At 63.0% G+C, this 24943-nt stretch carries 22 protein-coding genes; 12 read left to right on the top strand and 10 right to left on the bottom strand.

All coding sequences use genetic code 11. The features are described 5' to 3' along the window. The first annotated feature begins 46 nt into the window (after nt 1–46). The 3 genes from VNW74_RS16450 to VNW74_RS16440 all read left to right on the top strand — a co-directional run bounded on the left by VNW74_RS16450 (nt 47) and on the right by VNW74_RS16440 (nt 2949). Nucleotides 47–418, top strand: coding sequence for an EthD domain-containing protein (locus VNW74_RS16450; RefSeq protein ID WP_325678624.1), 372 nt, complete (start codon nt 47–49; stop codon nt 416–418). Between the two features lie 453 nt (nt 419–871). Continuing rightward, a complete protein-coding gene (locus VNW74_RS16445; protein WP_325678622.1) occupies nt 872–1330 on the top strand; it encodes a DUF5709 domain-containing protein in 459 nt (152 codons plus the stop codon). 722 nt (nt 1331–2052) lie between these two features. Next, on the top strand, nt 2053–2949 hold the full coding sequence (locus VNW74_RS16440; protein WP_325678620.1) for a lytic transglycosylase domain-containing protein: 897 nt from the start codon (nt 2053–2055) through the stop codon (nt 2947–2949). A gap of 302 nt (nt 2950–3251) precedes the next feature. Here the strand turns inward: VNW74_RS16440 and VNW74_RS16435 are convergent, their stop codons facing one another. Continuing rightward, a complete protein-coding gene (locus tag VNW74_RS16435; protein ID WP_325678618.1) occupies nt 3252–4937 on the bottom strand; it encodes a GMC family oxidoreductase in 1686 nt (561 codons plus the stop codon). Between the two features lie 907 nt (nt 4938–5844). Next, the gene (locus VNW74_RS16430) at nt 5845–7200 is read right to left on the bottom strand and encodes a HAMP domain-containing sensor histidine kinase (protein ID WP_325678616.1); all 1356 of its coding nucleotides are present in this window, start codon (nt 7198–7200) and stop codon (nt 5845–5847) included. A 261-nt stretch (nt 7201–7461) separates the two neighbouring features. Between VNW74_RS16430 and VNW74_RS16425 the strand changes: the two genes are divergently transcribed. The 5 genes from VNW74_RS16425 (at nt 7462) to VNW74_RS16405 (ending at nt 12218) form a co-directional block, all read left to right on the top strand. Further along, a complete protein-coding gene (locus VNW74_RS16425) occupies nt 7462–7662 on the top strand; it encodes a hypothetical protein (RefSeq protein WP_325678614.1) in 201 nt (66 codons plus the stop codon). 184 nt (nt 7663–7846) lie between these two features. Then, nucleotides 7847–8353 (top strand): hypothetical protein, encoded by a 507-nt coding sequence (locus VNW74_RS16420; RefSeq protein WP_325678612.1) that lies wholly within the window; start codon nt 7847–7849, stop codon nt 8351–8353. Between the two features lie 37 nt (nt 8354–8390). Continuing rightward, nucleotides 8391–9713 carry a cytochrome P450 gene (locus tag VNW74_RS16415; RefSeq protein WP_325678610.1) on the top strand — a complete coding sequence of 441 codons (1323 nt, stop codon included), beginning with the start codon at nt 8391–8393 and terminating at the stop codon, nt 9711–9713. A gap of 413 nt (nt 9714–10126) precedes the next feature. Continuing rightward, nucleotides 10127–10723: a hypothetical protein gene (locus VNW74_RS16410; protein WP_325678609.1), complete on the top strand. Its 597-nt coding sequence runs from the start codon at nt 10127–10129 to the stop codon at nt 10721–10723. A 4-nt stretch (nt 10724–10727) separates the two neighbouring features. Further along, nucleotides 10728–12218 (top strand): alkaline phosphatase family protein, encoded by a 1491-nt coding sequence (locus tag VNW74_RS16405; RefSeq protein WP_325678607.1) that lies wholly within the window; start codon nt 10728–10730, stop codon nt 12216–12218. Between the two features lie 414 nt (nt 12219–12632). On the opposite strand, the gene VNW74_RS16400 is transcribed toward VNW74_RS16405, so the two are convergent. Next, nucleotides 12633–13484, bottom strand: a complete 852-nt coding sequence (locus VNW74_RS16400; RefSeq protein ID WP_325678605.1) for a lipase family protein — start codon at nt 13482–13484, stop codon at nt 12633–12635. 114 nt (nt 13485–13598) lie between these two features. Beyond that, on the bottom strand, nt 13599–14390 hold the full coding sequence (locus tag VNW74_RS16395) for an IclR family transcriptional regulator (RefSeq protein ID WP_325678603.1): 792 nt from the start codon (nt 14388–14390) through the stop codon (nt 13599–13601). Between the two features lie 439 nt (nt 14391–14829). Here VNW74_RS16395 and VNW74_RS16390 point away from each other — a divergent pair, with 439 nt between their 5' ends. The 3 genes from VNW74_RS16390 to VNW74_RS16380 all read left to right on the top strand — a co-directional run bounded on the left by VNW74_RS16390 (nt 14830) and on the right by VNW74_RS16380 (nt 18251). Then, nucleotides 14830–15027, top strand: coding sequence for a hypothetical protein (locus VNW74_RS16390; RefSeq protein WP_325678601.1), 198 nt, complete (start codon nt 14830–14832; stop codon nt 15025–15027). Nucleotides 15028–15087: 60 nt separating this feature from the next. Next, nucleotides 15088–17736, top strand: a complete 2649-nt coding sequence (locus tag VNW74_RS16385; RefSeq protein WP_325678599.1) for a helix-turn-helix transcriptional regulator — start codon at nt 15088–15090, stop codon at nt 17734–17736. Between the two features lie 113 nt (nt 17737–17849). Continuing rightward, nucleotides 17850–18251 (top strand): DUF1801 domain-containing protein, encoded by a 402-nt coding sequence (locus VNW74_RS16380; protein WP_325678598.1) that lies wholly within the window; start codon nt 17850–17852, stop codon nt 18249–18251. Here VNW74_RS16380 and VNW74_RS16375 read toward each other — a convergent pair whose 3' ends face one another. Beyond that, a complete protein-coding gene (locus VNW74_RS16375; RefSeq protein WP_325678597.1) occupies nt 18252–19373 on the bottom strand; it encodes a hypothetical protein in 1122 nt (373 codons plus the stop codon). A 33-nt stretch (nt 19374–19406) separates the two neighbouring features. After that, nucleotides 19407–19871, bottom strand: coding sequence for a VOC family protein (locus tag VNW74_RS16370; RefSeq protein WP_325678596.1), 465 nt, complete (start codon nt 19869–19871; stop codon nt 19407–19409). 135 nt (nt 19872–20006) lie between these two features. On the opposite strand from VNW74_RS16370, the gene VNW74_RS16365 reads away from it, so the two are divergent. Then, nucleotides 20007–21272, top strand: a complete 1266-nt coding sequence (locus tag VNW74_RS16365) for a cytochrome P450 (protein WP_325678594.1) — start codon at nt 20007–20009, stop codon at nt 21270–21272. Nucleotides 21273–21275: 3 nt separating this feature from the next. Here VNW74_RS16365 and VNW74_RS16360 read toward each other — a convergent pair whose 3' ends face one another. The 4 genes from VNW74_RS16360 to VNW74_RS16345 are packed head-to-tail and all read right to left on the bottom strand — an operon-like array spanning nt 21276 to nt 24939. Continuing rightward, complete coding sequence (locus VNW74_RS16360) at nt 21276–22082, bottom strand: acyl-CoA thioesterase domain-containing protein (protein ID WP_325678592.1); 807 nt, start codon at nt 22080–22082, stop codon at nt 21276–21278. A 34-nt stretch (nt 22083–22116) separates the two neighbouring features. Beyond that, nucleotides 22117–23187, bottom strand: a complete 1071-nt coding sequence (locus VNW74_RS16355) for a sn-glycerol-3-phosphate ABC transporter ATP-binding protein UgpC (RefSeq protein WP_325678590.1) — start codon at nt 23185–23187, stop codon at nt 22117–22119. Between the two features lie 7 nt (nt 23188–23194). Next, nucleotides 23195–24037, bottom strand: a complete 843-nt coding sequence (locus VNW74_RS16350) for a carbohydrate ABC transporter permease (RefSeq protein ID WP_325678589.1) — start codon at nt 24035–24037, stop codon at nt 23195–23197. Beyond that, nucleotides 24028–24939, bottom strand: a complete 912-nt coding sequence (locus tag VNW74_RS16345) for a sugar ABC transporter permease (RefSeq protein WP_325678632.1) — start codon at nt 24937–24939, stop codon at nt 24028–24030. The genes VNW74_RS16350 and VNW74_RS16345 overlap by 10 nt, the downstream gene beginning before the upstream one ends. Nucleotides 24940–24943: the final 4 nt, after the last annotated feature.

The following is a 24943-nucleotide window of genomic DNA, read 5'->3' as shown; positions in this document are numbered from 1 at the left end:
GACCGGAGTACCGACCACACCGACCCACCGGCGTAGAGTCGCCGGGATGATCAAGCTCGTGTACTGCATCCGCCGTCGCGAGGACGTGCCGGAAGACGAGTTCCACCGCTACTGGCTCGACGAGCACGGGCCGCTCGTGCGGAGCGTCGCCGACGCGATCGGCGCGGTCCGCTACGTCCAGAGCCACACGGTCTCGCCGGAGCTGAACGCGTTTCTGAGGCAGAGCCGCGGCAGCGCCGAGCCGTACGACGGGATCACCGAGGTGTGGTGGGAGTCGCTCGAGGCGGTTCAGGCCGGAATGGGCGCGCCGGGGAGCCTCGAGGCCCAGCAACGCCTCATGGAGGACGAGTCGAAGTTCATTGATTTCGCGCGCTCGTGCGTCTTCATGACCGAAGAGCACGTGATCTTCGGCGACTAGGTCCTAGAGGACATTGGCGGTTTCATTGGTTGCGCGCGCTGCGTGACGAGCGGGTGGCGGCCCTGCAGCCACCCTGAACTTGCTCGCGTGGCCTGGCGCGAGCTGGGCGCGCTGGTCGACAAACTCGCCGCCGGTGAATAGCAGCACACGCACCTCTCATCTGATGAAAACGGCGAGGTTTACTGGTAACCCTGCATATTCGATCCCGTGGTATTGATCGTCCCTCCAGGGGAGTGGTTGAAGCGCGGGGGCCAACGCTTACCAGCCGCACCGTGCCCCCTGGGCCTCATCTGAGCGAGTCCACATGCTCGGATGACGAAGCGGTCGACATTGGACCGCTGATTGCTGGAGCGCGCCTCCAGTCCGGGGGGTTTCGATCGAAGTCTGGAGTCGACGGCTGCGGTCTTTGACCGCGACCATGACGCTTTCGGGGTGTAGTGACATTGTTGAGTCATGATTACTCCGGATGGCGCTATGGAACCGTCGGCAGGCGAGTACAGCGTGGATGAGGACGACCAACTTCAGCCAGAAGACACCCTCATTGACCGCGGCGTTGACGACGTACTCGACGAGGGCTACTCACCACCCGAGCGTCCGTACGGACGTGGCTTCTTCGGCTCGACGCCTGCGAGCTTGGACCAGCTGCTTGCAGAGGAAGAGCCGGATCCGGCAATGCAGATATATGACCCGTTCGACAAGGACGAGCAGCAACGCTCCGACGAGTCCGAGCGTGAGACCGAATTTCCGCAGCGAAATGAGGTTGGAGGCGCGCGGGCAGGTCGACTTGTCGCGCCGGACCAGGGGTTTGGCGAAGACGTAGACGCAGACCTGTTGGCTAATGACGTCGGTATGGACGGAGGCGCTGCCTCCGCCGAGGAGGCAGCGGTTCACGTCATCGGCGATGAAGAGTAGTTGGGCCTCACACGTGAATTCAGCTGGAGAACATTGCCCCAAGATAGCGCCTGGTGTTGCAGGACAACAGGATTCGGCACCTTATCTGTTGGCTGGCAATCGTTGATTCTCGCTGATTCTCAAAGTAGGGCGGATCCAACCGGGAAACTCCTGGTCATAGGCTTATTCGGCAGCACGTCCACTCCGACAGCCAAAGGACTCAATCCTGCATCTGATGCAATCATCACGGTTATCCATGGTATTCGGCCCGGGCACCGTCGCGGCGAAAGCGAGCCACTCATACGGCGAGGCGCCACACGCGCGCAGGCAAAACAAGATAGGCGCTCGTCGTCGTACGGCGTGGCGCCCGATGGCCGGACAACCTCAGCGCGACGCAGCCGCGCGACTGGGTGTACCCCCGACATTCCCTACTAACCGCGCGTCGCGGTCTCCCGCCGCAGCGAGACTGACCAGATGTACGAGCGTTTAAGACCATCGTCCCAACGCAGGGGGGAGTGGAGTGTCCAACGCCCTGACGCCGAAACAAAGGCTATGTTCGGCTGGGCAGAAGGTTCGGTTTGTCTGATGACGCGATTCGTGATTCTGTGAGACGCCGAAAGCGGAAGCAACAGCACCCAGGGTAGTGGATGCGGAGACAGTGGATCGCAAACGAAGGAGAAAGGATGTGTGCGGCGAACTCTACGCGCTCTCGGTTGACGCATGACCGCGTGATGCGTTGCCGCATGACGCTGCTCTTCGTCACGATAACGTTCGCGCTCGCCGCCTGCTCAGGATCGACCAGCGCGTCGACCGCACCGACGGCGACCGCGACGCCGCCCACGGCAGCGACCGCGCTCCCGCCCGCGCCGCGGCGGCTGGCATCCGACCCCGTGCAACTCGCGGACGACCTCGTTGTCGACGAGCAGGCGCTGCGCGACCCGACGTCGTCGGAGGCCCTGCTAACGGGGGCGGCGCACCGCCAGCAAGCGGCCTACCGCGCCCTCGGTTGGCATCCCGAGTGGGACGCGATCACCCGCCCGCGGATCCCGCCGTGGCTGCTCGACGTTTACGACCGCAACGTCGACGCGCAACGGCAACTCTCCGGGGCGGCCGCGAGCCAGCCGCAGGACACGCTGCCCGCGTGGCGCATCGACCCGCCGTTGCCGGCCAACGTGCTGCTCCGCTACTACCGCGAAGCGCAGGCGGCGACCGGCGTCGGCTGGAACTACCTTGCGGCGATCAACCTAATCGAAACCGGCCTGGGCCGCATCGTCGGCGTGAGCCCCGCCGGCGCGCACGGCCCCATGCAGTTTTTGCCCTCGACGTTCGCCGACTACGGCGACGGCGGCGACATCCTCTCACCGCACGACAGCATCATGGCGGCCGGTCGCTACCTCGCCGCCAACGGCTTCGCCGACGACCACGACGGCGCCCTGTTTCGGTACAACAACTGGGACCGGTACGTCCGGGCGGTCAACGACTACGCCGCCGTGCTCGCCGCCGATCTCGCCAGGTTCGCCGGCTACTACCGGTGGGATATCTACTACCGCACGACTGCTGGTGACGTGCTCCTGCCCATCGGTTACGTGGCGACCTCACCGATCCCCGTCACCGACTATTTGGCGACCCACCCGCAGTGAAAATCGGCCAGTCCACTACCAGACGGCGACACCTTCTCTGAGTTCGTCGGGGCCGCGCTGAACGACAGGCGCAGGCGACAAGTGGTCAACGACGTGGTGAGGCGCCACGGGCGCGAACCGCTTACTATCCGCGAAACAGGCTGTGGCACACCCTGATCGCGAATACAGAGTAGTTTACCGGTAACCCTCCATATTCGATCCCGCCGTATTCCTCCTCAAGGAGGCGCGGTCGCGCGACGCGGGGGAGCGGCTTAGGCGTCGCCGCCCCGCGCAAGCGGATTGATGTCTCGGTGTTAACCGATTTATCCGACAATCGCCCGCGCTGCGCGCTCTGCGATGAGCATGACCGGCGCGTTGGTGTTGCCGGAAATGATGGTGGGCATAGCCGACGCATCGACCACTCGAAGGCCGGCGACGCGATACACGCGGCAGTCGGTGTCGAGTACCGTCGCGGCCGACCGGGGCCGACCGCGGGCGTCAAAGGTTCCCATCGCGCAGGTGCCCACCGGGTGGAAAATAGTCGTACCGAGTTCACCGGCCGCCTTCTGCAGCTCTTCGTCGCTCACAAGTTGCGGGCCCGGAAGCAACTCTTGCGGGCCGTAGCGGGCCAGAGCTGGCGCCGCCATGATCTGCCGGGTCATCCGGAGGCCCTTCACGGCGGTTTGACGATCGGCGTCAGTCGACAGGTAATTGCAGAAAATCTTCGGGTTGGTCAGTGGATCTGCGCTGGCCATGCGCACATGGCCACGCGAGCTGGGTCGCAAATTGCAGACCGAAGGAGTAATCGCTCCGAAGGGGTGCAGGGGTTCGCCGAACTTCGGCAAAGACAAGGGCTGCACATGCCACTCCAAATCGGGACTTCCTAGCGCGGGGTCGCTCTTGGTGAAAGCCCCCAGGGTGGAAGGCGGCATGGTCATGGGCCCCGATCGCAACAGCAGGTACTGAAGTCCCATGCCCGAACGGCTGATCCAATTCCGGTACAGCGTGTTGACGGTCGGGGCACCCCGGACCCGGTAGACCGTTCGAAGCTGCAGGTGGTCCTGAAGGTTTTCGCCCACTCCTGGCAGATCGACGGCCACCGGCACTTGATGCTGGGCAAGCAGACCAGCCGGGCCCAGACCCGAGACTTGCATCAGATGCGGCGAGCCAATAGCTCCGGCGCTCAGGATCACCTCCCGGCGGGCTCGGACGTCGACGATTTGGCCACCTCTGAGAAACCGCAGGCCGGTGACGCGTAGCTGCGCCGTGGTCCAGGCACCACGACGCTGATCCTCGTGGACCTGGTCGTCCATCAGAAGCCGCAAGGCCTGCGTCTGTGTGTAGACGGTGAGATTGGGTCGGTGGGCGATGGGATGCAAGAAAGCATCAGCCATCGACCAGCGACGGCCACGCCGTTGGTTGACATGAAAGTACGCACTGCCGGCGTTGTCGCCCCGGTTGAACTCATCGATTGGGGCAATGCCCACTTGGGCAGCTGCGGCCTGCCAGGCATTCAAGATCTTCCAGCGCACACGAGGTCGCTCGACACGGATCTCACCTCCGACGCCGTGCCAGTCGTCGGCGCCACCGAAGTAGTCTTCCAACTTTCTATAGATCGCCAGCGTCTCGCCAGGACAGTCCGGACCACCCCAAAGCCATCTCTCGTCACCGGTAGCTTGCGCCCACAGGTCGTAGTCGCTCGCCTGACCGCGCATGTGGATCATTGCGTTGATCGACGAGCAGCCGCCGATCACACGGCCCCGCGCGTAGTGAATGCTGCGGCCGGCCAGGCCGGGGTCGGCCTCGGTCGTGAAGCACCAATCGGTGCGGGGGTTGGCGATTGTGTACAGATAGCCCACCGGCACCTTGATCCAGAACCAATCATCTCTGCCGCCGGCCTCAATCAGGAGCACACTGCGATCAGGGTTGGCGCTGAGCCGATTGGCTAGCAGGCAGCCTGCGCTGCCTGCTCCCACGATGATGAAGTCGAATTCGGCGACCGAGCTCATTCCGGTATCGGCCCTCCAGGCGTCAGATGCCTGTCCTAGTGTGCGCGATGACCGCCTCATCTCGTCAGGGAATGGATAGGCCCCGAACAGATACAGACCATGGACCAAGCACTGCGCGTTGTCTTCGAGGTCTGAAAATTGTTGTGGCACACGTGAAAACGGAGTACTTTACTTGACATAATGTCGCTTATCGGCACAACGAGTGAGCTAGTCGCATCAGATGCAGGGCTCGCATGTTCTTCATCGTTGTCCGGCTCGCATGTTCTTCATCGTTGTCCGATCCGGACATGTTGGAAGTAATCCGCGAAGACTTGGCATCGATCCGGTTTCGCCTTACGGTGGCGCCCGTCCGAAAATACCTGACAGCACCGGATTCGCCGTGCCCGTCTGACATGTGGCTCGCGGCATGCGATACGTCACTGTGACGTTAACGGGTTGTGGGGCTGGAACGTCTTATCGCCGAATCTCGAGCATTCTCAATGAATCTGGCGGCATGAGGTTAGTCCCAGTAAGAATGCCCCAGATTAGGTTGATAACGGACATTTCCGCCTCCGACAGCTATGCAAGCCGTCCGCTGTACTGACGATCAGGTGTCCAGCCTTCGATCATGCTGTTGACCAATGCGTTGTACGCCCGTCAGGTTCATCGGCGGCCGACAAGTCGCTCCGATCCAGGCGTTCGGAGATGTCGATCTGGTCGCCTCGGCGGTTGCGCCAGTCATACCATCGGTCTATTTCCGCGAGTCCGTCAGATCGTCGCAGCAGACACTTTCGTCACTGTGACGCTTCTCCCCTCGTTCGGATCCCGGGAAAGTCACTGTCGCCCAGCGGTTTCTACCTAACTGGTGGATATGACTGATTATCCATCTTTTTGGTTGAAAACGTTAAGGGGTTGCCCGACAGCCGACTTAGGCCCGGCCGGGGCCGGGGAGTCTCAGCAGTAGTCGGGTGCCGCCTAAGGGGCTGTCCTCCAGTGAGGCTGTGCCACCGTGTAATTCGGCTTGCTGCGCGACGAGTGCCAGCCCGAGCCCCGAGCCTGATTGCGATGCTTTCGATCCTCGGGTGAATCGTTCGAACATCGCGGCACGTTCCTCCGTGGGTATACCGGTCCCGTTGTCGTCCACGACGATCTCGACGCCAGCCTGGGAGGTGACCGCCGACAGTTTGACTAGGGTGGCTTGGCCGTGTTTGACAGCGTTGCCGATGGCGTTGTCGACCACCAGCCGCAGCCCAGTCGGTAGGCCCAACATCAATACGGCGGGTGACGGTACCAACGTCACGTTGAGGTCGGGATAGATCCGCATGGCGTCATGAGCGGCGCGGTCGAGAAGTTCGGTGATGTCGAGGGGTACGTGGTCGTCTGCGGTGCTTAGTTCACCCTGCGCGAGCCGTTCCAGGGCGGCGAGGGTGGCTTCGATCCGGCTCTGCGTGCGGAGGGTGTCTTCCGTCAACTCCTGGCGTTGCTCGGCATTCAAGTCGAGTGTGTGTAGCACTTCCAAATTGGTGCGCATCGCCGTGAGCGGGGTACGCAGCTCGTGAGAGGCGACGGCAGCGAAGTCGCGGGCGGATTCCAGTGCGGCTTTGGTGCGTTGCTGCTCGGTGCCGATCCGGGCGAGCATTCCTTCGACCGCTTCGGCGATTTCGACGGCCTCCCAAACGCCGTGCACCTGCACCTCTTCAGGGTTGGACTGAGCATTGATCGCGCGAGCATGCTGGGCCAGCAGCCGGAAGGGGTTGATCATGACCGACCACATAAATGAGCCGACGATGAAGGTGCCGATGATGAAGCCGCCGCAGATCAAGAGCACCCGCAGGTGCAGTTGTTTGATCGACCGGCGGGCTTCGGTAATTGGGGCGCCGATCGCGATAGATGCCCGGCCGGCGGTGAAGGTGTGAATTCGGTATTGAACGCCGTCCACGGTGGCTGTGGTGTAGCCGTTGGCTAATTCCGGCAAGGTGATATTGCGAGGCTTCGATACAGTGCTGCCGCTGATACGTACGGTGCGCACCATGCCGTCGGGCATAGGCTGATCGGCGCCCGCGCTAGGTCCGCGGCCCAACGCGCTGACATCGCCCAGAGTGCTCACTGAGTCCAGCTGCCGATCCAGCTGGCCGTACTGGTTACTGGTAATGCCGACCCAGACCCAGGCGCCCAGGAATAGCACGACCCCGACTACCGACAGCGCAGCGACGATGACGATCGTGCGCAGCGAGGCCACCGGCGTCAGCAGGCGCAACAGGCGGTGAAGATGTCCGGTAATCATCTATACCGGGCCCCACCAAGAAGGTCGCGCCCAGCTCGACATGCAGGAGTTTCGGCGCACCAGTTGCCTAATACCAGTTGCGGCACATCACCCGCCTCGAGCCTCGATTAGCTGCGGACACGGCACGTTGACGCCTTCACCTTAACCAGGAGCGGCATAATATCCGTGTCGCGTCTACCGTGAGTTTCTGGCCGAGATGTCCGCCCGCTCGGAGCGCCGTCGCGCGTCGCTACAGTCGCCAAGCGGGTCGCTTTCATCGTTGTGGGGCTTGCGGCAACCGCAAGCGTGTTCCTGATGTTCTCGCCGGTGATGCGCGGCGCGGTCGCCTGCGGAGAACGTCGAGTTGTTCAAACCCTTTATAATGCAGGTGAATTCGATGTCTCCGTCACCTTCGATGAATCCGCGACGAAAATCTATGCCTACAGGTACAACGAGCTAAAGCCCGTCTTGGTCCGCGGCTGATCCCTCGATTTCACGGCGATGTCTCTGACCCGTCGCTGGTCTGAGTCTCATGGTCACGTCTGATCGAATGCCGTGCAGCTAGCGGAGCAGCCGTCGTCCCTCACTAGTGGCGGCCGGGCGCAATTCACCGACCCGCGTCCGGCGTGCTTCCCAAATTGGTCAACAGCGATTTACGATCCGCCTCGTGGCCGATCCGATAGTGGTCCTTCCACTGTTCACAGCGGTGGTAAGCATCGTGTGTGCCATCCCGCTGGTCGTCGTAATCGCCCGCAAACGGTGGCTCGAGCAGCAATCGCGTCGTGGTAGCACTGCTGCCGCTCGGCTGCGCCGGCCAGCGGTGAGCTGGCAGGCCGGCCGCTGGGACGCCGACCCCCGCCACGCCTACGTCGCAAACGTCGGAGACGACACCGCCTACGAGGTAAGAGTGACGGCGTGTGAGCGAGTTGTGGGCACCGCGCAGCGGGTTCCGCCGTATCGCGCCGATGCGCTGTCTTCAACATCGGAGCTCCCGTGCTACATAAATTTCTGCGTTGACGAACGACTCAACCGGCCGATTTCCCTGGGTGCAGAAGAGGCTCCGCGAACCGCGCGGAACAAAACCGTTTGTCCAGATCGAACTGAAGTCGTCGTCCGAGTTGATTGGCGGTCCGACGACGGCGAATGGTTCAACCAAAGCGTCCGCACCGACTGACCGATCCTGACCGCGCAAACAGCTAAGGGCGAACAATATGAATGCCGACATAAAGACCCGGTCGCATTGGCTGATGGGATACGGGCTGCCGCGTGCGACGCTCAAGCTGCTCGCCCGCCGGGGTGATCCCTTTCCCCAGCTGTTGATCGATAGCAACCAGCCCAACAACGCGCATCACCTTGTTCAGCAGATACGCCAACGGGGACGTATATCAGCAGGATTCAGCAACGGGTGGGTCACCGCTGATGCGCAGATTGTCCGTGACGTGTTGCGGGACGACAGATTCCGGACCGCCAAACCGCCGGACCGCTCACCATTTCGTATCGTTCAGCGGATGCTCGCGAGAACCAATCCCGGCGTGCTCAATGGCCTGGAACCCCCGTCACTGCTCGTCGTTGATCCACCCGAGCACGCACGATTGCGACGCCTGGTGTCGCGGGCATTTACCCCGCGGGCGATCGACGGACTTCGTCACCGCATCCAGGAAATCGCCAGCGCCCTGCTTGACGATCTCAGCGATGAGACGTCCTGTGATTTGGTGTCCAACTACGCTTCCCAAATCCCCATCGAGGTCATCGCCGAGATGCTGGGCATTCCTCATGACGAGATACCCCGCCTCTACGCATACGCCGAACCCGGCGCCAAGCTGCTCACCACCACGGCCCCCTCCTGGCGGGACTTCCAGACCGCTACGGCGGCGTTGCGCGAGTTCGAAGACTATATCGCTGCACATATCGAGCGGCTCCGTCGTGGCCGCGCCGACGACAGCATCTTGTCGGCCGTCCTCAACGACAGTGATCTCACCGACGTCGAGGTCAGGATGTTCGCGGGGCTGCTTCTTGGTGCAGGGTTTATCACCACCGCCCATGCATTCGGTAACGCAGTCGTGGCACTTGTCCGTCACCCCGATCAACTGGCTCACCTCGTGGCACATCCCGAAGGCTGGCCCAACGCGGTCGAGGAGACGCTGCGCTACGACTCCGTCGCTCAAATCGGTGTCAGGGTGGCCACCGAAACGCTTCAAATCGACGGGCACACCGTGCGGGAAGGCTCGGCTGTCTTCCTTCTGGTTGCGGGAGCCAACCACGATCCGGCCATCTTCGAACGTCCCGACGAATTCGACACCACCCGCGCCAATGCCCGTGATCACATCGGCTTCGGCACCGGTATCCACGTCTGCCTCGGCGCACCTCTTGCCCGCATGGAACTGCACATCGGCTTACAAGCACTCTTCGAACGCTTCCCCCATCTAGCTCTCGCCGCCGAACCGACCCCCAACGACAGCACCCTGCTGCACGGGATAAAACAGCTGCCCGTCAACCTCGGACCCGCACGGGTCAACACCGGCAGCGCATCCTAGCGGGGGCTACCTTAGTGCCCGTAGGACCAGCTCAACGTCGTCCACGATGTTGTGGACGTGAAATGAGAACCGAATTCAGTAGATTCCCTGGAATTAGCTCGGTCCTCAAATCAATTCAGGCCGCCCGGGTGACCTTTCATACGCCTCCTGCGGCGGGATTTTGCATGATGGCACCTGTTCGGTCCGCTCAGCGGACCGGGCTCTTGCTTAAGCCATCGCGATCGGCGCGAAATGGTTTATCGCAAGGAACGTCCCGACGGTGATTGGTCCCACCAAGCAGGCGGAGGCGCCATCGCACAATGTGCTATTACCGCGCGGCGCGTCGACGACGTTAGCCACGTCTCCCCTGTCGACGCAATCGACATCTCCGAGACCCTGATCGCTTCCCCCCAACTACCTCTAGGAGGTGGCAAATGACGAATGCAAGCCCCGCACAGGGACCGCCGCCCCAGGTCATATACCTGATCCGCCACGCCGAAAAGCCGATCGTGACCAACGGAACGACCTACACCGGAATCGACGTCACCGGGACGCCGAATCCTGACTGCCTCATCCCCCAGGGATGGCAACGAGCAGGCGGGCTGGCAACGCTGTTCGACACCGCGGCAGGCACCACGCGCACCGATCTGGCGGTGCCCGGACACCTCTACTCGCCGGCGTACTCCAACCCGGCGAAGACGGTCAACCACCGCACCTACGAAACGATCCTGCCCCTGAGCCTGCGCCTCAGTCTGACTATCAACAACAACTACCAGGAGGGTCAGGAGGCCCAACTAGCCAACGCGATCGTCGCCAACGATGCCGGGATCAGCCTGGTCGCTTGGGAACACGACCACATTCCCGACATAGCGGCCAACATCCCCGCGGTGACCGGCGTTGTCGTCCCGACCGTGTGGCCCGGCGACCGCTTCGACATCATCTGGTGCTTCACCTTGGCCGCCGATGGCGGTACCGCTTATAACTTCACCGCCCTCCCCGAGTTGCTGCTATCGGGCGACGCGCCCGCCTGATCCGATGACCACTCCCAATCAGCCGGCCCCGCCGTCGCCGCCCAGTCAGCCCTCCCAGCTTTCCGCAATTCAGCACATCGTGCAGCTGATGCTGGAGAACCGGTCCTTCGACCATATGCTGGGGTTTCTTTACCCAAATAAAACCGGGCCCAATGGGCAGCCATTCGAAGGCCTGCTCGGCACCGAGGCCAACAACGACGCCAATGGCAATCCGGTCCCGGTGTTCCAAATCAATCCGGGCACCGCCGACGCATATTTCATGCCCGGCGCGGACCCCGGCGAAGGCTACGCCAACACCAACTCGCAGTTATTCGGCACCGGCAACCCGCCGACACCTGCGATAGCCACCAACGGCGGCTTCGTCACCAACTACGCCGCGGCGATCACCTACGACCAGCGGATGCACCGCACGCCGCTACCAGGCACCGTCGCCTCCAACATCATGGGTGTTTTCACACCGGCCGGGCTGCCGGTCTTGTCAGGGCTGGCCGCCGGCTTCGCGGTCTGTGACCACTGGTACAGCTCAGTGCCCACCGAGACGTTCCCGAACAGGGCGTTCGCCTGCGCGGCGACAAGCCAGGGACACATGAACGACAGCGCATCGTCTTATACCGTGCAGAGCATCTTCGGTCTGATGACCGCACACGCCGTGAGCTGGAAGATCTACGGCTACGACGACGAACCGTTGACCCGCGGCAACTACCCGGACACTGTGCAGGCACCGGACACCTGCTTCGGTAAGTTCGCCGATTTCCAGGCCGACGCCGCGGCCGGAAACCTGCCCGCCTACTCGTTCCTCGAGCCGAGCTGGGGCTCCGCGGGCAACAGCCAACACCCCAACTACGACGTGGCGCTCGGCGAAGTGCTGATCCAGCACGTTTACCAAGCCCTGCGCAGCGGCCCCGGCTGGAATCAGACGCTGCTGATCATCACCTATGACGAGCACGGCGGCTGTTACGACCACGTCGCGCCGCCCGGCGGGGCCGTGCCCCCGGACACATCGGCGGGCGAATACGGCTTCGACTTCACCAGATTCGGTGTACGGGTGCCCGCCGTCCTGGTCTCGCCGTTGATCCCGGCGGGCACCATTTACGGGGTGCCGGCCGGCAGCACGCCGATCGACCACACCTCGGTGCTCAAGACCATCGAGCTGCGCTGGGGACTGCCAGCCCTGACCGCGCGGGATGCGGCCGCGCCCGACCTCGGTGGCGTGCTGACGCTGACCACCCCGCGGACCGACGACCCGCTGGCCGGCGTGACGGCACCGACGTCGACCGGTCAGAATCCGGCCACCGGGGAGGTTTCGCACCTACAGCAGCTGCACGCCCAGATGATCTCCGACCTGCCGGTGCCCGATGAGCATCTCGTCGGCGCCCCGGTGCTGCCCGACCAGAACACGCCCGGGCAGTATGCGAGCTACATCGCCGCCCGCACCGACACGTGGAAATCGGCCCGCGATTCCGGCCACGCACCAGCGCGAGGCCCGGCCAGTTAGCCGAGGTCACGCTGAGGCTCGCCAAACGGTGCGCAGCGCGCCTCGAGGGCGCCGGATAGTTCGCCGGGACGGGTCACGCCTTGGTGGCTAGGGTCTTGACTGAAGCAGTCCTGCGACGGCCGGTAGCGGTCTTTCCGGCGCGTTTCTTCTTCGCGCCGTTGCCGATTGCCGCCGATGCAGGCGGCGCCGCGGCACCCAGCGCACTAAGAAGCGCAGTGCCTATCGGACTGCCCAAGCTCGCTCGTCCCCCGAGCCCTTGCCCCCGGACGGACGACTATTCGTCACTGTGACGCTTTTCTTCTAGATCGCGCAACACGGCGGTCCCGCAGAAGATTTCGGCGAAACAGTTGCGGGCTCCTCTGTTGACAATTAGCGACGACTGATCGTCATTGGCCCGGCAGACCCCGCTTGTTTTCAGGGCTGACAGGTGGAGTCGAGCGGAATGACGGGTCCGCCGGATTGAAGGGATAAGAGATACATGTATGTGATGATTGAATGTTCGCACCCGGGATTGAACTTCACCAGGACCTTTGGCGGAAGCGGCAATAACCGAACCGGGTTTAGCTCCTCTGGATTGAGCACGTGCTCGTAGTCCACCGGAGGAGGCAACGTCGGCACGATGTCAACGCGATTTGCGACCCGGTACGAGTTCTTGACCACCTGGTCAAAGGTGCTGGCAAACAGCGAATCCCCTGTGCGCGGACTGCCATAGGTGTAGACGGCCGGGTTGGTGAATTTCGTATTCGCCGCCACGTCGAGGGCAAGCAGCGTCGCCAGGGATCCCCCGAGGCTGTGCCCGCAAATCGTCACAGAGCTGACGGGCCGGGGATACGAGAGCGTGGCCAATGCGCTGACCACACTCGGCGAATTCGGCGCGGCACCAGTCTTTAGCGACTCATACATCGCGGTGAAACCGTCATCGGTGTGGCCGGCGCCAGACAGGAACGGGCATGGCACCTGGAGGAATTCGGCATCGTGAATCCACTCCAGAGTCCCTTCGGTACCCCGGATCGCGATCACCACATCGCCGGTCTGAGCCGCCTGGCAGATCAGCCCGATGGAGACTTCGTCGTCACCTCGGCTCGGGTTCATGTCGGTCGCAAGATCGTTGGCATAGATCGTCGTGACCACCGTGTAGTTCGCGCCGCCGGCGCTGACCGCCGTACCGGCGGCATTCGTCAAGTCGCTGGGCGAGGTGTCATAGGTTGTGTTCAGAAGTTGGGCCACTTTTATTGCCGTCATTACATCCATCGTCGGCGTTGCCATCTTGGTGCTCCCTTCTGCGAATTGGGTTTTCTCTATCGGTTTCTGATGATCGATGGAGTTATGCAATAGCGCGGTCCGCTCAGCGGACCGGAGCCCGGTATTTCGACAACAGGGTTACGTTTCCTTCAATTGCTGAAGGGCGGCGCCGATGCGGCCCGCGGTGTAGGAGACCAGGCCGGCTAGGCCAACGGGTAGATCGTCTGCCTGGACTGTGATGGTGACTGCGCCAGCGCAGGCCCCACTCGCCAACCAGACGGGCGCCGACACGCAACACATGCCGGCAACCGCGTCCTGATGGTCGACCACTGTCGCTCGCGGATTCCGAAGGGACTCACGCAGGTTGCGCCATTCACGTTGGGTCCAGCAGTCAGGGAGCGCAACCTCGCCGGGGGGCTCGGCCGCGTAGAGGACACGTCCGGTGGCGGTGCGGGCGATGGATTCGGGGTCGACATGGGCTGTCATGTAAGCGTGCCCGTGAGGTACTGCGGCGCAGATAAAGCGGAGTCGATGTTCATGCAGGATCCGCAGCGACGCCATGGCGCGCGATTGCACGGCAAGTGCGTGGACCGGCCCTTGCGCGCACCGCCGCAACAGCGGCTCTGGTTGCCAGCGCTGTCCGATGCGCATCATCTGCGGCCCGACATAGTAGCGGTGGTCGAAGCGCTCTACAGCGCCGAGCGTCACGAGTTGTTCGGCGAGTCGGTGCGCCGATGTTTTAGCTAGCCCGGCCGCTTGTGCCAGTGCGGTCAGTCCGAGTCCCCCTTCAGCGTGAGCAAGAGCGTCCAAGACGGCGAATGCGCCGTCGAGGACCCCGCGCCCCGCCTCGGCTGGCGGGATCAATGTTGTGTTAATGCACCGGTCACTGTCTGACCGAGCGGTCTCGCTGCCGATCGTGTGAACCTGCATGCTGTCTCCCGGGTTCTGGAGCGGTCTTCACGACGCGCTTCGCGTCGGCGCAAAAACATCGGAGATAATGCGCAGATCTGTGCGCGAGGGGCCGTAGGTCAGGCCCGCCCGACGTATGCGGCCTGTCCACGTCGAACGGGCGCAGAAAGCTGCATCCGCTGTATATCGGGACATAGCGACTTTCTTCACGACTCGAATGATGGGGTCAGACACGACCATAAATCGCCAACAGCAGGAGGAATCGAGTAGTGCATTACTCGACTTCGTCAGAGAGGACCCGTTTGGCGCCGCGGCTGTCGGCATACGGCGGTGCTCCCCCGCCCCGCGACTCGCAAGACCAAGAGATGGTCGGCAGAAGGTGGCTCTACCACCGAGAAGCGGGCGATGCGAGTAATCGATTACCTAATCCGGCGCGTCGACCCCGGCCGAGAATGAGTCCATGACGCGCGGCGACATCGATGCTTACGAAGCAGCGTTGCGTCGACTGCCCGAGGCGCATTCGCTGGCGCTGCGATTGAAGGCTGCCGGCGTCGCCGACGAGGTCGTATGTGCCTACCTGCACATCGAGCCTGAAGGACTGGACACCTTGTTACGTGTGGCCGAGTACAAACTCAACGCCGAGTTGCGGAAGCGATGACCGACTCGCCGGTGAAGATAATGGACACGCGCATAGCGATCTTGATTTAGCATTTGCCAGATGCAGGCCTGGCCACTGACGGGTCGCGCCGAAGAACTCGAAGTTATCGCCGATGCGTTCTGCCCGGACAAGCCGTACGCGGGTGTGGTGATCGCCGGTTCTGCAGGCGTGGGCAAAACGCGGCTGGCTCGTGAAGCGATGGCCCTCGCAGCGAAGCGAGGCTGGGCGGTGCATTGGATTGCGGGAACCGTTGCGGCTCAGTCGATCCCGCTGGGGGCATTCGCGCAATGGGCCGATCGGCTTGAAGGCAATCCCCTGCTGCTGGTGGGCAGCGTGATCGCCAAGGTCACTGCGTCGCCAAACGGTGCCCCGGTGTTGGTGGTGGTCGACGACGCACGTCTGCTCGACGACTTGTCGGCATTTGTGCTGCACCAGTTGGTGCTGCGACGAGCAGCCACCGTCATCGCGACCCTCCGCACTGGCGCGCCGGCACCGGATGCGGTGACCGCACTGTGGAAAGACGGACACCTGGAGCGGCTGGATCTGCAGCCGCTCTCACACACGGAATCCGACACCTTGCTGCAATCCGCATTGGGTGGACCGGTGGGCACGGCTTGCGCGGAGCGGATGTGGCGCCTGACCCGTGGCAACGTTTTGTTCTTGCGCCAACTGGTCAACCAGGAAGCGCACGCAGGACGCCTGATCAACCGCGATGGCCAGTGGCGGTGGGTGGGCACCATGGAGATGTCGCAGTCGCTAGTCGACCTGGTGGACTTGTCCATCGGCGCGGCGTCCGAGCCGGTGCTGGAGGTCGTCGACCTAGTAGCAGTCGCAGAACCACTAGAGTTGGCGCATCTGATCGCATTGGCCGATGCGACGGCGGTCGAAGACGCCGAGCGTCGCGGCCTCATCATCGTTTCGCGCACCACGCCAAATAGCGTTGCGCGCCTGGGTCATCCGCTCTACGGAGAAGTGCGGCTAGCACAAGCGGGCCAGCTGCGCTTGGAGCGGTTGCGAGGGCGCATCGCCCGGGCCATGCTCGCGCCCAACAGCGCCGTCGGCGCGCCTGACCCTGTGCGGCTGGCCTTACTGTGGCTACAGTCTGATCTGGAACCGGTTCCCGACGTCTTCACCCGGGCCGCCCAGGCGGCGTTTTGCCGGCTGGATGTGGCCCTGGCCCAACGACTCTCCGCCGCGGCCGTGGGCGCCGGCGCCGGTGTGGATGCTGAACTGCTGTTGGCCCACACGCTGTCCGTGTTGAACCGGAGCGCTGAGGCCGAAGAGCTCCTGGAGTCGCTGACCGCTCGCACATTGCACGAGCCGGTTTGGTCGGCTGCGGTCAATCTGCGCGCGATCAATCTGTTGTGGCCGATGGGGCAACCCGCGACGTCTCGGAAGGTCATCGACGATGCGCTGGCCGCCATTTCGGGGTCGGAATCGCACCCGTTGTTAGCCTGCCGTGCGCTGCAATTGGCCGTTGAGGCACGACCCGGCGACGTGCTGAGGACGTGTGAGTCCATCGACCGCGGCCAATTGGTCGCATTACCGGCACTGATACTGGCATGGGCGCAGATCATCGCGCTGGGCGAACTCGGCCATCCGTTGAAGGCTGCGGCGATCTCCGAGGAAGCTGTCCGGTTGGCCGCCGCGTCACCAGAGGCCGCCCTTCAATCGGTCCTTCTCGTCGTCTATCACACCGAGGCCCTGATTCTCGGTGGATACCTAGCCGACGCCCTGGCTGTCGCCGCCCGGACGTTCGAGCAGGCCGCCGACGTGCCCGGCGTTGCCCAATCGTTCGCCGCCGCGGTCAGCGGCGCGGCGGCCCTTGGCAACGGAGAGCTACACACCGCTGTAGCGCGTCTTCGCGGCGCGGTCACCGAATTCCCGAACAGGACCGACGGCGGTTTGTATCACTTCGGCATCTCCTATGCCGAAGCGCTCGCCCACGCTGGCGACGTCGATGCAGCCGAGCAAGCGCTTGCCGAGATGAGGCGCAATTGCCATCCAGGCCACCGTCATATGGAATCTGCAAGCCTGCTGGCCGCCGCATGGGTGGCAGCAGCGCGCGGACGGACTTCGCAAGCACGGGCCCTGGCTCGGGAGGCGGCTGAGTTCGCGCGCACGCACGGTCAGCACGCCCGCGAGGTGGTATGTCTGCAGGCCGCGATTCAGTTCGGCGACCGGCACACCGCAGCCCGGCTCGCCGAACTCGCCGAACTGGTAGACGGCCCCCGAGCCGGGTTGGTAGCCCGCTGGGCGGCCGCGCTGGCCGACCACGACGGCGACGCCCTGCTCGCCGTGTCACACGAACTCGAGGCAATGGGTGATCGCATCGCCGCAGCCGACGCCGCCGCTCACGCCTCGCGAGAGTTCAACCAACAGAATCGGCGCGGCCCGGCCTTGACCGGCAGCGGCCGCGCCAACCGACTGACCAATAGCTGCGGGGCCATCACCCCGGCCACTCAGGCCGCGGCCATGTCACTTCCGCTGACCGACCGCGAACGTGAGATCGCGATTCTGATCTCTCAAGGCCTGTCCAACATCGACATCGCCCAAGCCCTCACCCTGTCGGTCCGCACCGTAGAAGGCCACATTTACCGGGCGTGTACGCGGGTGGGTGCGGCCACCAGAACCGAACTCGCTCAGCTCATCACGGAGTTCGCACCGGTACGCGTCTCCTCTCGACCAGCAGGTCACAACGAACGTTGAACCCGCGCAGCACGAGCGTCACTGTCTGTCGGCGCGGCGGCCACCCCGAGGCGTCATCAGCTCTGTGGGGATACTCGGGTGACCACGGACCATGCACGGAGGCGATCCCAAACATGACGAAGGCAAAGAGCGGCTCGAAGGAACAAAACGGTGGAGACTCCCCCTCGCGGCTGATCGATGCGCGAATCAAAGAGCTGGACGACTGGCGAGGCGAGACGCTCGCCCACATCAGAAAGCTGATCAAGCAGGCCGACCCCGATGTGGTCGAGGAGTGGAAGTGGAGAGGCGTCCCGGTGTGGTATCACGCAGGAATGATCTGCACCGGTGAAACGTACAAGAACGTCGTCAAGATCACCTTCGCCAAAGGTGCCTCGTTGAATGACCCGTCGAACCTTTTCAACTCCAGCCTGGACGGCAACACCAGGCGTGCCATCGATATCCATGAGGGCGACAAGATCGACGAAAAGGCCTTGAAGGCGCTCATCCGCGCCGCCGTCGCGCTGAACACGGCCTAGTCAGGGCGTTTCTTCGCTAGCCGCTTCCTCGGCGATGTGCTGGGTATACGCCGCTTCCCGCACCGCCTCGTCGGATTCGAGCGCCGCGCCCAAGGCGCCGCCGATCATCGCCAAGGATGAGATCAGCCAAGCCAATTCGAAGTAATCGCGGAGCGAAGCCGAATGACCGACCTGGCCTTGGTAGATCTGCGGCATCACGAACCAGAAAGCAGCGGCCAGCGCCAATACGAACAGCGCGGCATACAGCACGCTAACGCCGATCAAGACGGTGACCGTAGTCACGATGTTGAACAGAATCACCTGCTTGCGCACTGCGCGCGCGACCAGGGGCTCCCAAAGATCGGCTCCGATAATCAGGGTCGCGACGGTTGCGACGATCGAGACCAGCGCGGTACCGGAAAGCCGCTGCCACCCATAGGCGTCGGAGAGCCGCCAGATATCCGCGGTCACCAAGCCAAAAACTCCGGCGGCCACCGCGCCGGTCAGTGCGCGCGTCAACCGCAACGACAGCCGCCACGGCCGGTTGGCGGCCACCATCCCGCTGATCAACGTCAGATTGCCGGTCAGCACCCGCGCGGTGTAGAAGAACGCTTCTTCGGCCGGGTCGCTGCCCAGCTCACGCACGCGCTGCATAGTCACCCTCCGGGACGGTCCGGCCATGCCGTGAGCGTGGTCGCCGTGCAGCTCAGTAGATCCGGCGATCAGCCGCACCAGCAGGCGCACGATCGTCTCGCGAATCCGATGCCGTGCCCCCATCGCGCCCAGCGCCGGCACCGACACAATCGCCACGTTGCGCACCGGATTGGCGTGAGCCACCACCGGTCGTTGTTCGACGTGCAACGGAAGGTCCGTCAGACAAATCACGACGTCCCATCCTTTCTCGAGCAGTGTTCTCCGCGCCGCTTTCACGATCTGGGCGTCGGTGGCCGGTGGCTGCACTAACCGGCCCTCCATCACCTCGATGCACCAGCGGGCTCCAGGTAACCGCTGGTCGAGTTCGCAGTGCAAGTCCGTGTCGGCGAGCTCGCGGGCCAGCGAATAAGCCGCGCCCGGGTCGCCGACGAGACCGAGCACAATATGTGGATCGGAGTCGTCGTCGACTGGCTCAACCGCGGGCGTCATGGGTAGATCGTCACATCCCCACAGTTGCGGTGCTCACCCATCGGACGAAAGGCGCGGCGGCAGCACCGCGAGCCAGGAATCCGAGAGCAGCTCCAGCAACTGGCCGTCCGGGTCGCGGATCATCGCCGATTGCTCGGAGACCGTGCCCTCGACCACCGATCCGCCAAAACTGTGCACCGTCGCCAAGACCTCGCCGAGATCGGAAACCGACAGCGACAGATGGGTGAGCCCCGCTTCGTCCATGACACGACGCGGCCTCAGGTGGACAGTGCGCTGCGAATAGTCGAGAAGCTCGAGCACCAAGCCGTCCCGGACGAGATATGTCGCATGCAATCCGATCGGCTTGTTCAGCTGCAGAAGCTGGCCGGTGCCCTCATCAGGCGGATCGAGTTCCCACCAAAACTCGAATCCGAGCAGGCCTTCGTAGAAGGTGCGCGACCGCGTGGTATCCGTGACACACAGCCCCACGTGGTTGAAAACGATTCGGTGACTGACCATTACAGCCTCCTGCAGCCCGTCGAGCGTCCTCCGGCGCCGGCCTGTATCACCGGCAGTGAACGGTCTTATATCGAAACGACTAAACTTGCAAAGATAGCGCAGACTGATTTTCCCAGACTCGAGTTGGAGGGTTGGATGGGTATGCGTCCCGACGTCGACGCCGACGCGGTGGTGGATTTCGATCACCATTCCGACGAGTTCAACCTCAACGAATTGGCGATCAACGCCGAGCTGCGCCAACAGTGTCCGGTCGCGTGGAATGAGAATTACGGCGGATTCTGGTTCCTCACCAGCTACCGCGCGGTGAGCCAAACCGCGCGGGACGGCGACACCTTCGCGCACAAATACGAGCCAGACGCCGCCGACGGCGTTGACTACCAGGGCGAGATGGGTGTGCCACGTCCCGAAGGCCAACCGGCTCTGGGCATCGGCGAAGTCGACGGTCCTTATCACCAAGCGTTAAGGCACGCCCTGGCGCCATTCTTCTCGCCGGGCGCTGTGCAGAAGCTGCGCCCTTTCATGGAGCAATCGGCGCATTGGTTCCTCGACCAACGGATCGTCGACGGGCAGATGGACCTCGTGCTGGACTACGCCAGTCCGGTTCCGGCGATCCTCACCATGAAGTTGATGGGCCTGCCCTACGAGAACTGGCACCTTTACGCCAAGCTGTTCCACTCTGTGATGGCCGTCCCGCAGGACAGCCCGGAGTACGCCAAAGCCATCGCCGAAGTACCCGCGATGATGGGGGCCGTAGTGGAATTCGCGGCGACCCGTCGCGCCGACGCCCGCGACGACCTGACCAGCTTCCTCATTCAGTTCGAATTCGACGGCAAGCGGCTCGACGACGAGCAGCTGCTCAACATCCTGTGGAACCTCATCGCCGGCGGTGTCGACACCACGACTTCACAGACCGCGCTGACCCTGCTGCATCTGGGCACCCATCCCGAGTTGCGGCGACAGCTCATCGAGCGCCCCGAACTGCACCGCACAGCGACCGATGAATTTCTGCGCTACTTCTCGGTCAACCAGCAACTGAGCCGGACTGTGACTCGCGACGTCGTCCTTGGCGGGCAGCACCTTCGGCGCAACGACCGGGTGATCGTCAGCTGGCTGGCCGCCAATCACGACGAACAGGAATTCGAGCGACCCGAGCAAATCGTGCTGGACCGTGCGCCCAACCGCCACGTCGCATTCGGGCTCGGACCGCATCGTTGTATCGGATCTCATCTCGCCCGCCTGATGTCCGAGGTGATGGTGAGGGCGGTTCTCGACCGAATTCCCGATTACCAGGTCGACCTCGACGGTGTCCACGCATACCTCGGCAACCCGAGCATGACCGGGCTGGGCGAGCTCCCGGTGACGTTCACTCCGGGCGTCTCGCGAGGCACCTCGCAGCCTTAAGGACTACGCGATCCGCAGTGGGAACGGGTCGTTGGTGAAGTCGATTTGAGCCGCCGGATTGCTGACGGCGGTTGTCATGCCAGTTCCGAACGCCCCGGCCTCGTCGAAAAGCGTGGCCGTGCCGACGGCGACTCCGTCTGAGGCCCAATGTGAGTCGCCCTGCACGCCGATCCATTCACCGACCGGCAACCGCGCCAATCCCACTGTCAGATCGCCGTTGATGTAACCGATCCCCTGTGTGCCCATGTTCGTCACCAGGCTGGTCGCCTCGGCGACCATTACCGCCCGCACGAAGTGTGAATTCTCTTCACCTGCGACCACGTCAAGAGCGCGGTTGTAGAACTGCTTACGGAACTCGTTCTGATGTTCTCCCGGCGATTGGCTCCGCGCTCCGCCGTCACTCCCTACCTGGGTAAGTGCCGCTTCGTCGACGGATGGCAGCGGCGGGAAGGTCATCGGCGCAGCCCATAATCGACCCGGCGGCGCGGCCGAGCGGCGATACTGCAGCAGCGTGGCCCGCGCCATCAGCCGACCCTCTTGGGCCACATCGCACTCCGCACTGCGTATTCGTCGGCCGTCCCGCACGACGCGCACGGCCACCGCCGCAGGAACACCCCGCGCCGCACGAAACAGGTCCACCGTCAACCGCGTCGGCATGAAATCGGTTGATCCGCACTCACGTTCGAGTGTCCGCGCGGCCAACCCGACGACGGCCGGACCGCTGAGATGGTCGTCGCCCCAGTGACTCTGAGCGAACGGCGTCGGCGCAAATTCGCCGCTTTCGGTCACCGTGAAATGCGCAGGTTTCATATGCCTTCCTTCATCGCGCCTTGCTTTCGACCAGTTAGGGCAACCGGAGACCGTCGACGCCGAAGAAATGCAGATGTCCCGGTTGTGGATGCAGGCGCACTCGACTGCCGCGCGGCGGTGGGGCGTGGCCGTCGGTGCGCGCGACGATTGCCTGGCCGAATGTGTTGTCGGGCCTTGCGACTCGGCCATACAAGTAGGCGTCCGCGCCGAGTTCTTCGACTACATCGATCTGCATTTCGACCCCGCTGGAGCCGATTTCGAAATGTTCAGGCCGGATGCCGACGACGATTTCTCCTGCGGTATCGGTGATCTCGCGCTGCAGTTGGATCGGCCAATCACCCAATGAAACGCAGTTGTTGACAACGGGAAGGGTGAAAAGGTTCATCGCGGGCGAGCCGATGAACTCCGCGACAAACATGTTGACCGGATTTCGGTAGAGCTCCCTGGGCGCTGCGCACTGTTGCAACACACCATCACGCAAGACCGCGACGCGGTCGCCCATCGTCATCGCCTCGACCTGGTCGTGGGTGACGTAGACGGTTGTGGTGCCCAGTCGCCGCTGCAATCCGGCGATCTGATTACGGGTCTGAACCCGCAATTTCGCGTCCAGGTTGGACAGCGGTTCGTCCATCAAAAACACTTGCGGTCGCCGCACAATCGCGCGCCCCATCGCCACCCGTTGGCGCTGCCCGCCGGACAGATCCTTGGGCTTGCGACCCAGGTACGGCTCCAAGTCGAGCAGCCGCGCCGCGTCCAAAATCCGTTCGCGGATCTCGGCTTTCGTGACTCGACCGATCTTCAACGCGAACCCCATGTTCTGCGCCACCGTCATATGCGGGTACAAGGCATAGTTCTGGAAGACCATGGCCACGTCCCGGTCTTTGGGGTCGTCGTAGGTGACGTCTCGCGTGCCGATGCGGATACTGCCGGAATCCACCATCTCCAATCCGGCGATCATCCGCAGCGACGTGGTTTTGCCGCATCCGGACGGACCGACCAGCACCACGAATTCGCCGTCATCGACGCTCAGATCCAGATGGTCGACTGCGGGTCGCGCTGTGCCGTGATAGTGCCGGGTGGCTTGCTCGAAAATTACTGATGCCATGAAAGTTTCACCCGCCAAGCCCGGTGACCGCGATGCCACGGATGAAAGCGCGTTGCGCAACTACGTAGACCAGAAGCAGTGGCACCAGGATGAGAATGGATGCGGCCATCAGCACAGGCCATCTGGCAACGTACTCGCCCTGCATCCGTACCAAACCCAGGGTGAGCGTAGCGATGCTTCGACGCTGAATCATCAACAGCGGCCAAAGGAAATCGTTCCACACGTTCACCCAAGTGAGGACCGCCAGCACCATCACCGCCGGCTTGGCATGCGGAAGCAGGATGCGCCAATAGATCTGCCAGGGTGAGCAGCCGTCGAGGATCGCCGCTTCCTCGAGTTCTGCCGGCAGGGTCCGGAAAAACTGGCGCATGAGGTAGGTGCCGAACGCACTGCCGAACAATCCGGGCACGATCATCGCCCACGGCGTGTCGGTCAGCCCGGCGATGCGCATCAGAATGAACTGCGGGATCACGGTAACCGTCAGCGGAACCATCAGCGTGGCAAGGTATAGGACGAACAACGTGTCACGGCCCCGAAACCGCAGCCGGGCAAACGCATATCCGGCGAGTGAGCAAAAGAACACTTGGCCGACGCTGACGCACCCGGCATACAACACAGAGTTGAAAAACATTCGCCAATAGGGCATCACAGCGAACACTTCACGGTAGTTCGACCACTGTGGATGCGACGGAAACAGCGTCGGCGTGGTCACCTCACCCTCATCTTTTAAGGATCCCGATACTGCCCAAAGGATCGGGAAAAGTGCGCACCAGGCGATACCGGTCAGCGCGGTGTACACCACGACGGCACGGACAATGCTGGGCTTGATCACTCGCCCGGCTAGGCCCACGATCGTTCCTCCAAGGCGGCCCGACGTCGCCCTAGCCGTAACTGCAGCACGGTCAATACCAACAGGATGGCGAACATCACCCACGCTAAAGCGGACGCATACCCGAACTCCAAGAAGGCAAAGGCGTGTTGGAACAGCATGATGCCAAGGACGTACGTCGCGGTCTCCGGTCCACCGCTGCGTCCAGTGAGCACGTAGACGAGGTCAAACGCCTGAAATGCGTGGATGATCGAGATGACCACCACGAAAGAAACAGCGCCGCGAATCAACGGTACGGTGATCGAGACAAACTGCCGTAGTTCTCCTGCACCGTCGAGTCGGGCCGCCTCGTAGAGGTTGTCCGGTACACCCTGCATGGCAGCGAGCAGGATCACCGTCGCGAATGGCACGCTTCGCCACACGCTGACCATGCACAACGCGCTCATGGCCCATTTAGGGTCAACCAGCCATGGAATCGGACCGACACCGATCCAGCCCAGCATGATGTTGAGCAGACCGTTGTTTGTGTTGAAGACGAACTGCCAGACGACGGCCATCACCACCGACGATACGGCGAGGGGCAGAAAGACAATCGTCCTGAAGATGCTGATTCCCTTGATTTTCCGATTGAGTACACCGGCGACGGCGAGACTGATGAGGATCGTGGGGACAACGGTCCCAACGGTGTAAACCACCGTGTTGCGCAACGCGATGACGAACAGTGGATCGCCGCCGAAGAGACCGCGGTAGTTGGCTAGACCGACAAACTTGGCCGGCCTGAACAGATCCCACTTCTGCAAGCTCATGTAAAGCGAAAATCCGAGCGGGAACAGCATGAATACGGTTACCGCTGCCATGTTGGGTGCGACGAACATCCGCCCGGCTCTGGCGCGTCCTTTGGAAAACCGGCGACGCCGGGTCAACGCG

This window comes from Mycobacterium sp., assembly GCF_035570115.1.
Classification (GTDB): domain Bacteria; phylum Actinomycetota; class Actinomycetes; order Mycobacteriales; family Mycobacteriaceae; genus Mycobacterium.
The sequence above is the reverse complement of the archived record's forward strand: the minus strand, read 5'-3'. Positions and strand labels throughout refer to the sequence as shown.

Coding starts and splice junctions, on each gene's coding strand:
- VNW74_RS16430 (WP_325678616.1), bottom strand. CDS start 7,200: ATGATTACCGGACATCTTCACCGCCTGTTGCGCCTGCTGACGCCGGTG.
- VNW74_RS16440 (WP_325678620.1), top strand. CDS start 2,053: ATGACGCTGCTCTTCGTCACGATAACGTTCGCGCTCGCCGCCTGCTCA.
- VNW74_RS16370 (WP_325678596.1), bottom strand. CDS start 19,871: ATGGTCAGTCACCGAATCGTTTTCAACCACGTGGGGCTGTGTGTCACG.
- VNW74_RS16365 (WP_325678594.1), top strand. CDS start 20,007: ATGGGTATGCGTCCCGACGTCGACGCCGACGCGGTGGTGGATTTCGAT.
- VNW74_RS16360 (WP_325678592.1), bottom strand. CDS start 22,082: ATGAAACCTGCGCATTTCACGGTGACCGAAAGCGGCGAATTTGCGCCG.
- VNW74_RS16390 (WP_325678601.1), top strand. CDS start 14,830: ATGACGCGCGGCGACATCGATGCTTACGAAGCAGCGTTGCGTCGACTG.
- VNW74_RS16435 (WP_325678618.1), bottom strand. CDS start 4,937: ATGAGCTCGGTCGCCGAATTCGACTTCATCATCGTGGGAGCAGGCAGC.
- VNW74_RS16380 (WP_325678598.1), top strand. CDS start 17,850: ATGACGAAGGCAAAGAGCGGCTCGAAGGAACAAAACGGTGGAGACTCC.
- VNW74_RS16415 (WP_325678610.1), top strand. CDS start 8,391: ATGAATGCCGACATAAAGACCCGGTCGCATTGGCTGATGGGATACGGG.
- VNW74_RS16450 (WP_325678624.1), top strand. CDS start 47: ATGATCAAGCTCGTGTACTGCATCCGCCGTCGCGAGGACGTGCCGGAA.
- VNW74_RS16445 (WP_325678622.1), top strand. CDS start 872: ATGATTACTCCGGATGGCGCTATGGAACCGTCGGCAGGCGAGTACAGC.
- VNW74_RS16385 (WP_325678599.1), top strand. CDS start 15,088: ATGCAGGCCTGGCCACTGACGGGTCGCGCCGAAGAACTCGAAGTTATC.
- VNW74_RS16355 (WP_325678590.1), bottom strand. CDS start 23,187: ATGGCATCAGTAATTTTCGAGCAAGCCACCCGGCACTATCACGGCACA.
- VNW74_RS16395 (WP_325678603.1), bottom strand. CDS start 14,390: ATGCAGGTTCACACGATCGGCAGCGAGACCGCTCGGTCAGACAGTGAC.
- VNW74_RS16375 (WP_325678597.1), bottom strand. CDS start 19,373: ATGACGCCCGCGGTTGAGCCAGTCGACGACGACTCCGATCCACATATT.
- VNW74_RS16405 (WP_325678607.1), top strand. CDS start 10,728: ATGACCACTCCCAATCAGCCGGCCCCGCCGTCGCCGCCCAGTCAGCCC.
- VNW74_RS16400 (WP_325678605.1), bottom strand. CDS start 13,484: ATGGCAACGCCGACGATGGATGTAATGACGGCAATAAAAGTGGCCCAA.
- VNW74_RS16410 (WP_325678609.1), top strand. CDS start 10,127: ATGACGAATGCAAGCCCCGCACAGGGACCGCCGCCCCAGGTCATATAC.